Source organism: Telluribacter humicola (assembly GCF_017355935.1).
Lineage (GTDB): Bacteria > Bacteroidota > Bacteroidia > Cytophagales > Spirosomataceae > Telluribacter > Telluribacter humicola.
In genome coordinates this window covers 247195-261555 of record NZ_JAFIQT010000001.1, presented here as the reverse complement: position 1 = coordinate 261555, position 14361 = coordinate 247195, and the positions used below count along the sequence as shown (strand labels likewise).

The window sequence follows — 14361 nt, the reverse complement described above, 5'->3', positions numbered from 1 at the left end:
AGGGTATAAGTAATTAATATAAAAGAAATATAGAAGGTACAGAGGATACAAACAGCCCTTAAAAAACGATTTATGTACGAATATTGTTAATAAAATATATTTCTATGAGCGCTTTTTGGGAAATAAGGAATTGCCTATCTTTAAAAAGCGCAGACTTCATTTTAATTCCGATCAGTCAATGGATTTACGATCTCTTAAAGAGTTAGTCAGGCAAGGCGAGGGGGACCGTTTGGAGTTCAAGCTGAAGTCCAACCATCCTGAGCGTATTGTTCGTGAAGTCGTAGCATTTGCCAACTCCGGAGGAGGTAAGCTGCTCATCGGGGTTGGGGATGATAAAACCATCAAAGGGTTAAAATACGCCGATGAGGATGAGTACATACTGGTGCGGGCGATTGAGAAATACTGTACCCCGGAGATCAGATATCGCATGGAGCGGGTTCAGCTCCTTGACGGACGCGAAGTACTTATTTTTCATATCCCTCATAGTCCCGATAAGCCCCACTATGTCATTGATGAAGAAGGTAAGCGCCGCGCCTATGTACGCGTAGCCGACCGGTCGGTACAGGCAAGCAAAGAAATGCGGGAAATCATGCGTCGTGCGCGGCAGGCACGGGATGTGCGCTTTCAGTACGGCGAAAAGGAACAAATGCTTATGCAGCTCCTGGATAAACAGAAGAGTGTGACCGTCGACTCCTTTGCTTCCACGGCCGGTATACCCCGTAATATGGCCTCCCGGACTCTGGTACTACTCGTACTGGCCAACGTCCTGGAGGTACATCCTGACGAAGTGGTAGATCGATTCACAATGGCTATGTTATAATGAACTAAGTACCCCGCCCGACAGCCTCTGTTACTGAGCTATCGGGCCTTTTTTTTAGCACCTCCTATCGTGCGGTCCGATACACTACAACAGGGCTCCCAACGTTCATACAATAAATAAGTTCTGATACTCAGAGCCGGGAGGTTACGGTTTCGTAGCTGCCATTAAACAATATTAAGGTACTTTTGTAGTTAAATCAGTCAATACTACGAGTAGTTCTTCTACGTAAGCCGCCTAAAGAGTATATATTTGTTTGGTACAGAAGGCTAAGCAAGGGGTAGCCGGGTATGATAATTAGCAGACATGAGAACACATTATTTTAAAATAGCCCTGCTGGTAGGCGTACTGGTAGCATCCGGTGCCGACGAAGCCTTCGCTCAGCGTCGTTCTAAAGCCCGCGACAAAGAAAAGAGTGGCGGCGTAGCAGGCTTCCGCCTGGAAGAAGAAAGCCTGACGGCCGAAGGTATGAAGTATATGATGATGGACGAACCGGCCCGTGCGCTTCCTGTCTTCGAAAAACTCATCAAGCAAAGTCCCAGCGACCCGGCCGGCTACTTTATGGCCGCCACAGCCCTTATGAAGCTGGACCGGCTCAATGATGCCATACAGCAATCCCAGAAGGCCTACGAGCTCGACAATACCAACAAGTTCTACGGGCAGCAACTGGCCGAAATTTATGCCAAGCAGCGCAAGTACAACGAAGCTGCCGCTATTTATGAAGCCTTACTTAAGAAAGATCCCGCTAATATTCAATATGGTATAGAGCTGGCTGCAGTATATGTATTCAGTGACCAGTTTGACAAAGCTATAGCTACGTACGATCAGATGGAAAAGTCGATCGGAGTTACAGAAGAGATCATCCATCAAAAACAACAGCTGTACCTACGTCAGAACAAGCTCCCTAAGGCCATTGAAGAAGCCCGCAAGCTGATCAATGCCGAGGCCACTGAGGTGTCGTACCGGATCGAACTGGCGGAGCTATTGATCGCCAACGAACGCATAGATGACGCGGTAGTTCCACTCGAAGAAGCTCTGCGCCTCAACCCGGACGAAGCCCAGGCTCATGTCCTGTTAGCAGACATCTATCGGAGAAAAGGAGATGTGGAGAAGTGTAACAAGGAGCTACGTATTGTATTTTCAAACCCTAATCTGGACGCTGAGCCTAAGGTAAGAGTCTTGTCGGGCTACCTGACCATGCTCAAAACTGATAAAGACCGTGAGGAGGCCCTTCAGCTGGCCAAACAACTGGTAGAGACGCATTCCGGAGAGGCCCGTGCCCTGGTACTGTACGCTGACTTGCTGGTGCAGCAGGGACTCAAATCCGATGCCCGCAACATGTACAGCCGCGCTGCCCGCATAGACGGTTCTGTATTTGAAGTATGGGGAGCGGTACTACAGCTGGATGGTGAACTGAACCAGGTGGATAGTCTGCTGGTGCACTCAGAGCAGGCTCTCGAAATGTTCCCTAATCAGGGTATGTTCTGGTATTCCAATGGGTCCGCTCATCTGGTCAAGCGTAATTTTAAGAAAGCAGTGTCCGCTCTGGAAGAGAGCCGCAAGCTGATTAATAACAACCCGCAGATGATCCCTGTCATCAATGCCCAGTTGGGTGATGCCTACAATGGTCTGGGCGACCATTCCAAATCTGACTCTTCGTATGATTTGGCTCTGAAGGAGGACCCTAATAACGATCACGTCCTGAATAATTACAGCTATTTCTTATCCCTGAGAAAAGAAAAACTGGATCTGGCTCTACAGATGTCGGAGCGGCTGGTACAGCGCCATCAGAACAACGCCACCTTTCTGGATACCTATGCCTGGGTCCTGTACACCCGCAAAGAGTATAAGAAAGCTAAGCAGTACCTGGAGAAAGCCATTCAGCTCAATGAGAAAGTAAGCGGTACGATTTTGGAACACTACGGTGATGTACTATTCCAGCTAGGAGAGCGGGATAAAGCAGTGGAAAACTGGAAAAAAGCCAAAGCCAAGGGCGAAGCAAGTGATCAGATTGATAAGAAAATCACAACCGGAACACTGCATGAACAGTAAAATTATCTGGTGGTTTGGAGTACTGGGTTGCCTGTTGTTTACGGCCTGTCATAAGCCTCGTACCCAAAACACTCAAAAAAGTGAAGTACTTATTAAAACAGACTCAACCAAAGGAGCAAATGCGGACTCTATCCGTACTGACACAATAGCCGCCAATCAGCCGGAAGAAGAAGGCAGCAAGGTTACTATCAACGTAGAAGAAATCAACTTTGACTACCTGCTGGCTCGTTCCAAGTTTTCCTTCAAAAGTCGCACCCAGAATATTGAAAACGCTAACGTCAACCTCCGGGTCAAGAAGGACAGCCTGATCTGGTTGTCAGTGACCGGAGCCGGATTTGAGGTAGCTCGTGGCCTTATTACCCCCGATTCGATTGTATTTATTGACAAATTCCACAAGGAATATTTTGTATTTACCTATCCACAGATCAGCCGGCAGTTTAACTTCGAGCTGAGCTTTCCGCTTATCCAGTCACTTATTATAGGTAACCTGCCACTCCCGCGCGAGCCGGATCAGAAGATACGCCGTGAGAAAGACTACCTGCTGCTTCGCCAGAAGGAAGGCCGTATCATGATTGACAACTACATCGGTGAGAAAACCCGCAAACTCAAGCGCCTTCAGGCTGTTGAACAGCCTTCCCGCAACTCCCTAACGCTGGACTACGAAGACTTTCAGGAACTGAGTAACTACCTGTTTCCGTACACCAGCCTGATTACCCTGGATGTGAAGTCGCCACAGGACCAGCAATATTACCAAACGGTCATTCGTATCAAACATAACAAGGTAGAGTTGACAGAATCGAGTCCCGGATTTCCGTTTAGTATCCCATCCAGCTATAAAAGAAAACAGTAAATACGGGATTGATCAGGCATGGGTTAGGGCTAAACTCCTAAGTCTGCTTACCTTTGCGGGAAGGAAGGAGGTCATGCGTGCTCCTTTAAAAATAGTAACATGCGTTTTCAAAGTACTTTACATCGTGGTTTACTCTTAGTCCTGCTCCTGACGGCCATCAGCAGCATCGGGGCGTATGCCCAGAAAAGCCGGCAGCAACTCGAGCGTGAAAAGCGTGAGAACCAGGATAAGATGAAAGAGATACAGGGGATTCTGCAGGAAACATCTTCTCAGAAGAAAGTAAGTGTAGGGCAGCTACGCGCGCTAAACCAACAGATCAATACCCAAAAGAAACAGATAGACCTGTTATCGGACGACCTGCAGATTCTGGATAGCGAACTTCGTAATCTGGAAAAAGCCCGTCAGGAGCTGAATGGTGATCTGGCCAAGCTCAAAAAAGAGTACGGTCATATGATCTATGAAGCATCAAAGCGTAATGCGTACCTCAACCAGTTGGTCTTCCTGTTTTCGGCTTCTACATTTAATCAGTTTGTACTACGTTACAAGTACCTGAAGCAGTATACTGATACCCGACAGGAGCAGGTGAAGCAAATGGAGGAGCTACAGCAGCAACTGGCTCAGAAGCGTGAACGAATTACCTCAAAGAAGCAGCAGCAGCAAAAAGTACTGACGACTCGCGTCGGCGAAGCCAAAAAGCTTGAAACCCTAAAGGTACAGCAGGACGCCGTTGTAAAGGAACTATCACAGAAGGAATCACAGCTACGTACCGAACTGGCCGCCAACCGTCGTGCTGCCAACCAGCTGGAGTCGACGATCCGTCGCCTGGTGGAGCGTGAGATGCGCGAGCGGGCTGAGCGCGAGCGCCGGGAACGGGAAGCACGTGAGCGGGCCGAACGGGAACGTCTGGCCCGTGAAAAGGCCGAGCGCGAAAGAGCAGCTAAAAATGGTGAGACACCGGCAGTTGTAGCCGAAGAGAGGCCCGCCGAAAAAGCCGCCGAACCTGCTAACTCCGGAGGTATGACCAACGAGGAGGTAGCACTGGCGTCTTCGTTTACAGCATCGCGGGCACGCCTGCCCTGGCCGGTCAAAGGCTTTGTGTCGGATCACTTCGGACGCAAAGCACACCCGGTACTGAAAGGGGTGATGGTAGATAATCTGGGTATAGATATTCAGACCAGCAATGGTGAGTCAGTAAAAGCGGTCTACGATGGCGTGGTCCTGGACGTAACGGATATGCCTGGCATGGGTAACGTAGTAGCCATACAGCACGGAGACTACATGACCGTATACGCCAAGATGCAAAACGTATCCGTGCGGACTGGTCAGAAGGTGAAAGCCCGTGACCCCATAGGTACCGTAGCCAGCGATAGCGATGGTACTTCGGAGCTACAGTTTCAGATCTGGAAAAATACAACCCGCCTCAACCCTGAGCAGTGGCTCCTGAGGCGGTAAAGGTTCTTTTAGCTAAGTACCTGCAATAAAAATTCAAAAGCTTTTTAGCTTTAAACCAAATTTCAAACAGCTATTCATGTCTGTACATCATCCTGATATAAAGCGCGTAACGACACACATCATCCAGGAAATGAAAAACCGGGGTGAAAAGATATCGTGTCTGACCGCTTATGACTACTCGCTGGCCAGTATTGTAGACGCCGCCGGGGTAGAATTGATCCTGGTGGGAGACTCTGCCTCTAACGTAATGGCGGGACACGAAACGACGCTTCCCATCACCCTGGATCAGATGATCTACCACGCTGCTTCGGTAGTACGGGCCGTGAAGCGGGCTCTGGTGGTGGTAGACCTGCCCTTCGGTTCCTATCAGGGTAACTCGGAGGAGGCTCTGCGCTCGGCCATTCGGATTATGAAAGAGTCGGGAGCCCATGCCGTGAAGATGGAAGGTGGCCTTGAAATTAAAGACTCGGTAGTTCGTATCCTGAGCGCCGGTGTACCTGTCATGGGGCACCTGGGGCTGACGCCACAATCGATTTATAAATTCGGAACGTATTCGGTGCGGGCAAAGGCTGAAGCCGAAGCTCAGAAGCTCCTGGAAGACGCCCTCATGCTCGAAGAGACCGGTTGCTTTTCGGTAGTGCTGGAAAAAATACCTTCAACACTGACCAAACAGGTTTCAGAAAGCCTCACTATTCCTACCATCGGTATTGGTGCCGGCCCTCATGCCGATGGTCAGATCCTGGTACTGCACGATATGCTGGGTATCAACAAAGAGTTCAAGCCGCGCTTCCTGCGTCACTATGCGGATCTTAGCACGATCATGCACGATGCAATTACGAATTATGTGGGAGATGTCAAAGGACGGTCTTTCCCCAACGAAAAAGAATCTTACTGATATGGCAAAATATCCTTTTCAGGTTATATACGAAGACAATCACCTTATCGTCGTTAATAAAGAGCCGGGTATACTGGTGCAGGGCGATGCCACCGGCGATAAGTGCCTGCTGGACATGGTGAAGGATTACATAGCCGAAAAATATAACAAACCCGGAGCAGTATTTCTGGGTACAGTACACCGGCTGGACCGCCCCGTTAGTGGACTGGTCGTATTTGCCCGTACGTCCAAAGCGCTGGAACGGATGAATGAACTGTTCCGCAAGCGCGATGTACAGAAGATCTATTGGGCAGTAGTCCGCGAACGGCCGCCCCAGTCGAAGGGCAAGCTGGTACACTGGCTCAGCAAAGATGAGGCAAAGAACGTAACCACGGCCTATGACTATGAAGCTCCCGGTACTCAACGCGCCGAGCTTTCGTATCGGGTACTGGGTGAAATCAATAAATATTATTTGCTGGAGGTAACACCTATTACAGGACGTCCGCACCAGATCAGGGTACAATTAGCGAGTATGAACAGCCCGATCCGGGGTGATCTTAAGTATGGTTATCCCAGACCTAATACGGATGGAAGCATTAACCTGCATGCACGCCGCCTGTACTTTGTTCATCCGGTCAAGAAGGAGCCCATTATTTGCCGGGCTGGTGTTCCCTCAAATCCTTTCTGGGAAGAGTTCCTCACGCTGGACGACGAAGAGATCAAGGACGACAACATGGACTTCCTATACGAATAGTAGCGCTATGTGGGAAAAGCTCAAACAGCGTTGGAATGTCCAAAGCGGGTGGGATGTAGCCATCATATTACTGGTATTTGCCTGCACCGGCTTTTCGATCATGTACATCAAGCGGGCGCTCTTTGACTGGGTAGGCCTTACTGATGCGGCTACCTGGCTACGCTGGACGGCCAACATTCTGGTGATCCTGCCCCTGTACCAGGTGGTGTTGCTTGCTTGGGGATGGCTATTCGGAAAGTTTGAATTTTTCTGGCAATTCGAGAAGAGAATGTTGGACCGTATGGCCGGAATATTCAGACGATAGCGTCTACTTCATCCGTTGATTTCCTTCGGGGAAAGCTCTCTGCATAGCTCCTCCTCATTCTCACACTCCACTATAGACCCTGCCCAGAAGAGGGAGGGCTATAATTCCATGTCCAGCCACATGCGCTGTGCCATTTTCTCTACCGTACTTATGATACCCTGTACGGCGCCAAAAACAACACATAACGGCAGTATAATCGGCAGAAAAACAAACCACTGCAGTGCCATGGAAAAATTAAATTTCTTTGAACCGGGCGTCTTCATCTACTGGCAGTTTATAGTATTAACATTTTAATCATCAACGCTGAAACACTCACACATTGTTATACTAGAAGTCCACATCGTTCTCCATTTAATCAAAAATAAAACCTGTTTCTTTATATAACAAATCTTTCTTGCGTTTGATGATACCTACTCAGAAAAAGATACTATCACCTTACAAAATATTGTTGTTAATTTGTTAACCTAACCAATCCTCTTTGATTATCTGTATCATGACTACCTCTAATATAATACAGTTACTACCCGATTCGATTGCCAATCAGATCGCGGCGGGAGAGGTAGTACAACGGCCGGCTTCCGTTGTTAAAGAACTACTGGAGAACGCCGTAGACGCTCATGCCCATAATATACAGGTTATAATCAGGGATGCAGGCAAGACCCTCATCCAGATCATCGACGACGGTGACGGCATGTCCGAAACCGACGCCCGCATGTGTTTTGAACGCCATGCTACGTCTAAAATAAAGACTTCTGACGACCTGTTTCGTATCCGGACTATGGGCTTCAGGGGTGAGGCGCTGGCTTCCATCGCGGCGGTAGCCCAGGTAGAAATCCGTACCCGCCGCGCCGACGATGAAATAGGTACCTTGATTCGGATTGAAGGCTCGGATGTAAAGCTTCAGGAGTCAGTGGCTACGCTGCCGGGTACTAATCTCCTGGTTAAAAATCTGTTTTTTAACGTTCCCGCCCGCCGTAATTTCTTAAAATCCAACTCGGTAGAGATGCGGCACATACTTGACGAGTTCCAGCGGATAGCACTGGCCCACCCGGAAGTTGGCTTTTCGCTGTATCACAACGACGTCGAGATATTTAATCTCTACCCCGGTAAGCTGGTACGCCGCATCGTAGACATGTTCGGCAAGAATTACCGCGAGCAGCTGGCTTTTTGTCAGGAAGAAACCTCTTATATCAGTGTACGTGGCTACATCGGTAAGCCCGAGTTTGCCCGTAAGACCCGTGGAGAGCAGTTTTTCTTCGTCAACGAGCGCTATATCAAGCATAGCTACCTGCATCATGCTATCATCAGCGCCTACGACGGTACTATACCCGAAGGGAGTCACCCCTTCTACGTGCTCTTTATCGAGATAGATCCTTCTCACATAGATATCAACATTCATCCTACCAAAACGGAAATTAAGTTTGACGATGAGCGCTCCGTCTACGCCATCATCATGGCTGCCGTTAAGAAAGCAGTAGGGGTGTATAACATGACACCTCCCATCGACTTCGAGGATAATGTCAATTTCCTGGTACCCCGCATAACTTCCAAGAATTCCCCGGCACCCACATCGGCTCCACGTCCTGTGCAGCCAGACTGGGCCGCACAGCCCAAGGAAAATGGTTCGGAGCGGCAGCGCAGCAACCTGACCAACTGGAACAAGTTATTTGAGGGACTGAAAACATCGGAGGAGGAAGAGCAGCAGGCGGCCATAGAACTGGATTCGCCGGTAGCCTCCCGACCTTCCTACAAGCAGCAGGCCATGACCGTAGCCAGCAAGGTCAACCGTCTTGCCTCTGAAACCATCTCGGCTCCCGACGGCGATGCCGTTCTGTTTCAGCTGCACAACCGGTACATTCTTTCGCAGGTCAAGGAGGGAGTTATGCTTATTGATCAGAAAGCGGCCTATGAGCGCATCCTGTACGAGCGGTACCGCCAGATGCTGACAAAGCGCAATGGTGCCTGCCAGCAACTGCTGTTCCCTAAGACAGTACGGCTAACCCCCGCAGATATGCAGCTGGTAGCCGAGACTAAGAACGAAATCCGTAGCCTGGGCTTTGAATTTGACGAAATTGGTCCCCATGAACTAATAGTTCGGGGGATTCCGGCTGACCTGCCGGACGAAAGCGAGCAGGACCTCTTTGAAGAACTCATCGAGCAGCTTAAGCAGAGCTACTCGGACCTCAAGCTCGATAAGCCTGATAGCCTGTCCCGATCGCTGGCCAGGCGCTTCTCGGCCCGGTACGCGGTGAAGCTGTCTCTGCTCGAGATCAACACCCTTATTGACCAGCTTTTTGCCTCCTCTGACCCTAACCGGACACCAGGTGGTGACCCAATTATCGTTATGCTTACTCTGGACAAGCTCAGTGCGTTGTTTAAGGGGTAATCTAAACGAAATCAAACCAGAAACAGTTACTAATATAGTATTTACTATTGTTTTAAAAATTCATGTTATCGCTCACTCCGGTCGTCCGTAATTTACTGATACTGAATATTGTATTTTTTATAATAGATTCTTATATTATCAACCTGACGCCGGGGTTTGCCTTGTACTCATTCCTGTCGCCATCGTTCCTGCCGTACCAGTTTGTATCCTATATGTTTCTGCACGGTGGATTGGGGCATTTATTCGGGAATATGTTCGGGTTATTCATGTTTGGTCCGTTGCTGGAGCGAATGTGGGGCCCAAAACGGTTTGTTTTCTTTTATTTTTTTACCGGCATAGGAGCCGGTTTGCTCTTCTCAGTCATTGGATTTTATGAGATGTCACAACTGAGAGAGGCCGTACAGACGTATGTAGAGTATCCAACACCCGAAGGGCTGGTTGACTTCATGAGCAAGCACGCCAAGGATTACTACCAGGCGAACCTTGACTTCTTGAACAAGTTTGAAGAAAGCCCCGATAACCGGAGTTATGTTCAGGATAGTGTCAACTTTGTACAGAGCCTTTATCAGACACAAGTCAATATTCCAATGGTAGGGGCTTCGGGAGCCATATTCGGAATTTTGATGGCATTTGGATTATTATTCCCAAATACCGAAATTTTCCTCTTATTTTTCCCGTTCCCAGTCAAAGCGAAATATTTTGTAGCTTTTTATGGACTTTATGAGTTATATGCAGGGATACAGAACGTTCAATCTGATAATGTCGCTCACTTTGCCCACATCGGGGGTATGGTGTTCGCTTATATACTGTTGAGGTACTGGAATACCCGAAGTAAAAACTTTTATTGAGCGATGAGTGTTTTTGACGATTTCCGGAGAGAATTTGCCAAATCAGACAATGTCCTGATCAAGATTATCCTTATCAATGGGGTAGTCTTTTTGTCGTTGCTGCTGGTGAAGGTCATCTTTACGCTGGGGCAGTCTTCTAATGTATACCTGTGGCTGATCGATATGCTCCGGCTTCCCGCATCGCCCGCCGAGTTTATCTATAAGCCCTGGACCATCATTACGTATTTCTTCACCCACGAAGACTTTTTCCACATTCTTTTTAATATGCTCTTCCTCTACTGGTTCGGACGACTGGTAGATGAATACCTGGGGGCCCGTAGGCTGGTCGCTCTGTATATTCTGGGAGGAATTACCGGTGGCCTTATTTATATGGCTATCTATAACCTGCTTCCCTACTTTCAGGCTCAGGTAGTAGGTTCGCGTATGCTGGGAGCTTCAGCGGCGGCTTTTTCGGTGGCCGTAGGTGCCTCAACCCTACTGCCCAACTATACATTTAACCTGCTTTTTATTGGACCGATCCGTATCAAGTACATTGCCTTTTTCTATATCATACTTTCCCTGGCGCAGTCCATCGGTCCCAACGCGGGTGGTAATCTGGCGCACCTGGGGGGCGCTTTGCTGGGTTATGCATTTATAAAACTCCTGCAGAATGGTACTGACCTGGGGCAGCCGGTGTACACGGTGATGGGTGCCTGGCAGCGCTTGTTCAGAAGGAGAGCTCCGATGCGCGTTACGTACCGGGAGAAGCAGGTATACCGCAGTACTACTATTTACTCGTCAGCTCCTACAGCCTCATCGGTAGACATGCCCGATCAGGACGAAATAGACACTATTTTAGACAAGATTTCCAAGTCAGGTTACGAGAGTCTGACCAAGGAAGAGAAGCAGAAATTATTCAGAGCCAGTCAACAAAAGTGACGAAGAGGTACCTCACCATCTGGTTTCTTTTTAACTTTGAACACTTTTTGTCAACCAATAGTTAAATCAACACAATTGACAACCAATTATTAAGAGGTATGCTCATTACGCCTGGAAAATTACTGGCTGGTATTGACTCCCCCGAAGATTTACGTAAGCTGGACCGTACCCAACTACCCCAGGTTTGTAATGAACTTCGACAATATATCATTGACAATGTTTCAGTCTATGGTGGGCACTTTGGCGCCAGTCTGGGAGTAGTTGAACTCACCGTTGCTCTACATTATATCTTCAACACCCCCGACGACCAACTGGTCTGGGACGTGGGGCACCAGGCCTACGGACACAAGATCCTGACCGGCCGGAGAGATAACTTCAAGACCAACCGTATCTATGGAGGCCTGTCGGGCTTCCCTAAGCGTAAAGAGAGCCTTTATGATACCTTTGGTGTAGGGCATTCGTCTACGTCCATTTCAGCCGCGTTGGGTATGGCCGTTGCTTCTTCATTAGAGAAAAACCACCAGCGCCAGCACATAGCCGTAATTGGCGACGGCTCCATGACCGCCGGGCTCGCCTTTGAGGGGATGAACCACGCCGGCTCTACGGACTCTAACCTGCTGATTATCCTGAACGATAACTGCATGGCCATTGACCCCAACGTGGGAGCCCTGAAAGAGTACCTGACGGATATTACCACCTCACATACTTACAATAAGGTACGCGATGAGGTATGGAACCTGCTGGGCAAGATGAGTACCTTCGGTAAGAGCGCTCAGGAGATTGTATCCAAGGTAGAGACCGCGATGAAAAGCGCTCTGCTCCGCCAAAGCAACCTCTTTGAGTCATTGGGACTACGCTACTTTGGCCCCATTGACGGCCATGATATTGACCATCTGACCGCTGTACTGAATGATCTGAAAGATATACCCGGACCTAAAATCCTGCATTGTATCACGGTTAAAGGCAAAGGCTACGGCCCCGCCGAAAAAGACCAGACCAAGTGGCACGCACCGGGACTATTCGATAAGGTAACCGGCGAAATCCAGAAGAAGATATATGATACCCCTCAGCCCCCCAAGTACCAGGATGTTTTTGGACATACCCTGGTGGAGCTGGCTGAGCAGAATCCCCGCATAGTAGGCGTAACCCCCGCCATGCCCTCTGGCTCATCTATGAATATCATGATGAAAGCCATGCCTGAGCGCGCTTTTGACGTGGGTATAGCCGAGCAGCACGCGGTGACATTCTCGGCGGGTATGGCTACGCGTGGCGAGGTAGTGTACTGTAATATCTACTCGACCTTCATGCAACGCGCTTACGACCAGGTGATCCATGATGTATGTATCCAGGAGCTGCCCGTTATCTTCTGCCTTGACCGGGCTGGTTTTGCGGGAGCTGACGGTGCTACGCACCACGGTGCCTACGATATAGCGTATATGCGCTGCATTCCGAACATGATTGTAGCTGCCCCTATGAACGAGCAGGAACTACGTAATCTGATGTATACGGCCCAGCTTGAAAAGATACAGAAAGGTACGCAGGCTTTCACCATCCGCTATCCACGAGGCCAGGGTGTAATGCCGCAGTGGCGTACACCGCTGGAAGAAGTTCAGATTGGTCAGGGACGTAAGGTACGGGACGGCGAGGACATCGCTATCCTGACCATCGGCCACATTGGTAACTATGCCGTAGAGGTATGTGATACGCTCGCCAAAGAAGGATTTAGTGTAGCTCATTATGATATGCGCTTTGTAAAGCCGCTGGACGAGGCGATGCTTCACGAGGTATTTAATAAGTTTGATCGCGTTATTACGGTAGAAGACGGCTGCTTACAGGGTGGTTTTGGTAGTGCGGTAGTAGAGTTTATGACCGACCACGACTATACCTCCCGCATCAAGCGACTGGGTATCCCGGACCGTCTTGTAGAGCACGGTGAGCAGATAGAGCTGCACCATGAGTGTGGCTTTGATCCCGAGGGTATCGCTAACGCCGTACGTGCTATGGTAGGACATAGTATAAGCGTATAGAACAAGTACTTTGTCATTCTCTATATAAGAGGGGAATTTGCTTCAAAGCAGATTCCCCTTTTTCTTTATGCCTTGCACATGGTACCTTGAAGATCCTATTCAGCCTATTCATCAGATACATGCACTCGCTCAGAAAGAAAGTATATGAGGCTCTGGCCATAAATGCCCACGGTAATCGCAATCTCCGCTTCAGCGCTAACCTCTTTATCATCGGCCTGATTGCCCTCAACTCTTTAGCCATCATGCTGCGCTCGGTTCCAGAGCTTAGGGATGACCCCCAGTTGGATGCCTTCTTCAAAGAATTTGAGACATTCTCAGTACTGGTATTTACGGTAGAGTATGGTCTTAGGGTGTGGTCCTGCGTAGAGAACAAAAAGTACCACCACCCCCTCTGGGGTCGGCTTAGGTACATGGTTTCATTATGGGCTTTGGTTGACTTACTGGCTATACTTCCCTTCTACCTGACGCTGTATATAACCGATTTTGGATTGATCAGAATGCTGCGGGTGATGCGACTGGTACGGCTGTACCGAATGAGCAAGTACTCCAAGGCTCTGAACATGATCAAAAAAGCCGTGGAGTATACGAAGGAAGAGCTTATACTTAGCTATACCTTCCTACTGTTTTCGATGGTACTCGCTTCCAGTATCATCTACTACCTCGAACATCCTGCCCAGCCGGAGGCTTTTCCGAGTATACCGGCTTCACTCTGGTGGGGAGTAGTTACCATGACCACCGTTGGTTACGGAGATGTGTACCCCATAACGGTGTTGGGTAAAATATTCGGTGGCTTCATTGCCTTTCTGGGTATAGCTCTGTTCAGCCTGCCTACGGGTATACTGGCGTCAGGTTTTATGGAACAGGTAAACCAGAACAAAAAAAGAGGTGAAAAACACACCAAGTGCCCGCACTGCGGCGAGGATATCTCCATCTAGTACCCATCCAATGGCTACCCGATCGTAAGCATCTGTTGGTCAGACGGTAATTCTATCTAAAGTTTTTTCATCTGAATAAGGTAAGTAGCACGGGGTTGTCGTCTTATAAGAAATAGAACAAAGCTTCACTATTTTATCCTATCC

General features: G+C 48.9%; 12 protein-coding genes. All 12 read left to right on the top strand.

Translation table 11 applies throughout. The annotated features are described in order from the left end of the window. Positions 1-178 precede the first annotated feature (178 nt). The 12 genes from JUB14_RS01125 to JUB14_RS01070 all read left to right on the top strand — a co-directional run bounded on the left by JUB14_RS01125 (position 179) and on the right by JUB14_RS01070 (position 14217). A complete protein-coding gene (locus tag JUB14_RS01125; protein ID WP_207503724.1) occupies positions 179-820 on the top strand; it encodes an AlbA family DNA-binding domain-containing protein in 642 nt (213 codons plus the stop codon). Positions 821-1123: 303 nt separating this feature from the next. Next, complete coding sequence (locus JUB14_RS01120; protein WP_207503722.1) at positions 1124-2869, top strand: tetratricopeptide repeat protein; 1746 nt, start codon at positions 1124-1126, stop codon at positions 2867-2869. After that, a complete protein-coding gene (lolB1, locus tag JUB14_RS01115; RefSeq protein ID WP_207503720.1) occupies positions 2859-3719 on the top strand; it encodes a lipoprotein insertase outer membrane protein LolB1 in 861 nt (286 codons plus the stop codon). Before JUB14_RS01120 ends, lolB1 begins: the two co-directional genes overlap by 11 nt. Positions 3720-3818: 99 nt before the next feature. Then, on the top strand, positions 3819-5171 hold the full coding sequence (locus JUB14_RS01110; RefSeq protein ID WP_207503718.1) for a murein hydrolase activator EnvC family protein: 1353 nt from the start codon (positions 3819-3821) through the stop codon (positions 5169-5171). A gap of 76 nt (positions 5172-5247) precedes the next feature. Next, positions 5248-6066 carry a 3-methyl-2-oxobutanoate hydroxymethyltransferase gene (gene panB / locus JUB14_RS01105; RefSeq protein ID WP_207503716.1) on the top strand — a complete coding sequence of 273 codons (819 nt, stop codon included), beginning with the start codon at positions 5248-5250 and terminating at the stop codon, positions 6064-6066. Position 6067: 1 nt separating this feature from the next. Beyond that, positions 6068-6799: an RluA family pseudouridine synthase gene (locus JUB14_RS01100; protein ID WP_207503714.1), complete on the top strand. Its 732-nt coding sequence runs from the start codon at positions 6068-6070 to the stop codon at positions 6797-6799. Between the two features lie 7 nt (positions 6800-6806). Continuing rightward, entirely contained in the window at positions 6807-7103 is a 297-nt protein-coding gene (locus tag JUB14_RS01095) for a DUF6787 family protein (protein WP_207503712.1), read from the top strand. A 493-nt stretch (positions 7104-7596) separates the two neighbouring features. Then, the gene (gene mutL, locus JUB14_RS01090) at positions 7597-9489 is read left to right on the top strand and encodes a DNA mismatch repair endonuclease MutL (protein ID WP_207503710.1); all 1893 of its coding nucleotides are present in this window, start codon (positions 7597-7599) and stop codon (positions 9487-9489) included. A gap of 62 nt (positions 9490-9551) precedes the next feature. After that, positions 9552-10337, top strand: coding sequence for a rhomboid family intramembrane serine protease (locus JUB14_RS01085; RefSeq protein WP_207503708.1), 786 nt, complete (start codon positions 9552-9554; stop codon positions 10335-10337). Positions 10338-10340: 3 nt separating this feature from the next. Further along, a complete protein-coding gene (locus tag JUB14_RS01080; protein ID WP_207503706.1) occupies positions 10341-11255 on the top strand; it encodes a rhomboid family intramembrane serine protease in 915 nt (304 codons plus the stop codon). 98 nt (positions 11256-11353) lie between these two features. Further along, complete coding sequence (dxs, locus tag JUB14_RS01075; RefSeq protein WP_207503704.1) at positions 11354-13282, top strand: 1-deoxy-D-xylulose-5-phosphate synthase; 1929 nt, start codon at positions 11354-11356, stop codon at positions 13280-13282. A 119-nt stretch (positions 13283-13401) separates the two neighbouring features. Then, a complete protein-coding gene (locus JUB14_RS01070; RefSeq protein WP_207503702.1) occupies positions 13402-14217 on the top strand; it encodes an ion transporter in 816 nt (271 codons plus the stop codon). The last annotated feature ends 144 nt before the right edge of the window (positions 14218-14361 follow it).

Excerpts from the sequence above, each read along its gene's own strand:
- lolB1 (WP_207503720.1), top strand. The coding sequence starts at position 2,859 with ATGAACAGTAAAATTATCTGGTGGTTTGGAGTACTGGGTTGCCTGTTG.
- JUB14_RS01125 (WP_207503724.1), top strand. The coding sequence starts at position 179 with ATGGATTTACGATCTCTTAAAGAGTTAGTCAGGCAAGGCGAGGGGGAC.
- JUB14_RS01100 (WP_207503714.1), top strand. The coding sequence starts at position 6,068 with ATGGCAAAATATCCTTTTCAGGTTATATACGAAGACAATCACCTTATC.
- JUB14_RS01080 (WP_207503706.1), top strand. The coding sequence starts at position 10,341 with ATGAGTGTTTTTGACGATTTCCGGAGAGAATTTGCCAAATCAGACAAT.
- JUB14_RS01120 (WP_207503722.1), top strand. The coding sequence starts at position 1,124 with ATGAGAACACATTATTTTAAAATAGCCCTGCTGGTAGGCGTACTGGTA.
- mutL (WP_207503710.1), top strand. The coding sequence starts at position 7,597 with ATGACTACCTCTAATATAATACAGTTACTACCCGATTCGATTGCCAAT.
- JUB14_RS01095 (WP_207503712.1), top strand. The coding sequence starts at position 6,807 with ATGTGGGAAAAGCTCAAACAGCGTTGGAATGTCCAAAGCGGGTGGGAT.
- JUB14_RS01070 (WP_207503702.1), top strand. The coding sequence starts at position 13,402 with ATGCACTCGCTCAGAAAGAAAGTATATGAGGCTCTGGCCATAAATGCC.
- JUB14_RS01085 (WP_207503708.1), top strand. The coding sequence starts at position 9,552 with ATGTTATCGCTCACTCCGGTCGTCCGTAATTTACTGATACTGAATATT.
- JUB14_RS01110 (WP_207503718.1), top strand. The coding sequence starts at position 3,819 with ATGCGTTTTCAAAGTACTTTACATCGTGGTTTACTCTTAGTCCTGCTC.
- dxs (WP_207503704.1), top strand. The coding sequence starts at position 11,354 with ATGCTCATTACGCCTGGAAAATTACTGGCTGGTATTGACTCCCCCGAA.
- panB (WP_207503716.1), top strand. The coding sequence starts at position 5,248 with ATGTCTGTACATCATCCTGATATAAAGCGCGTAACGACACACATCATC.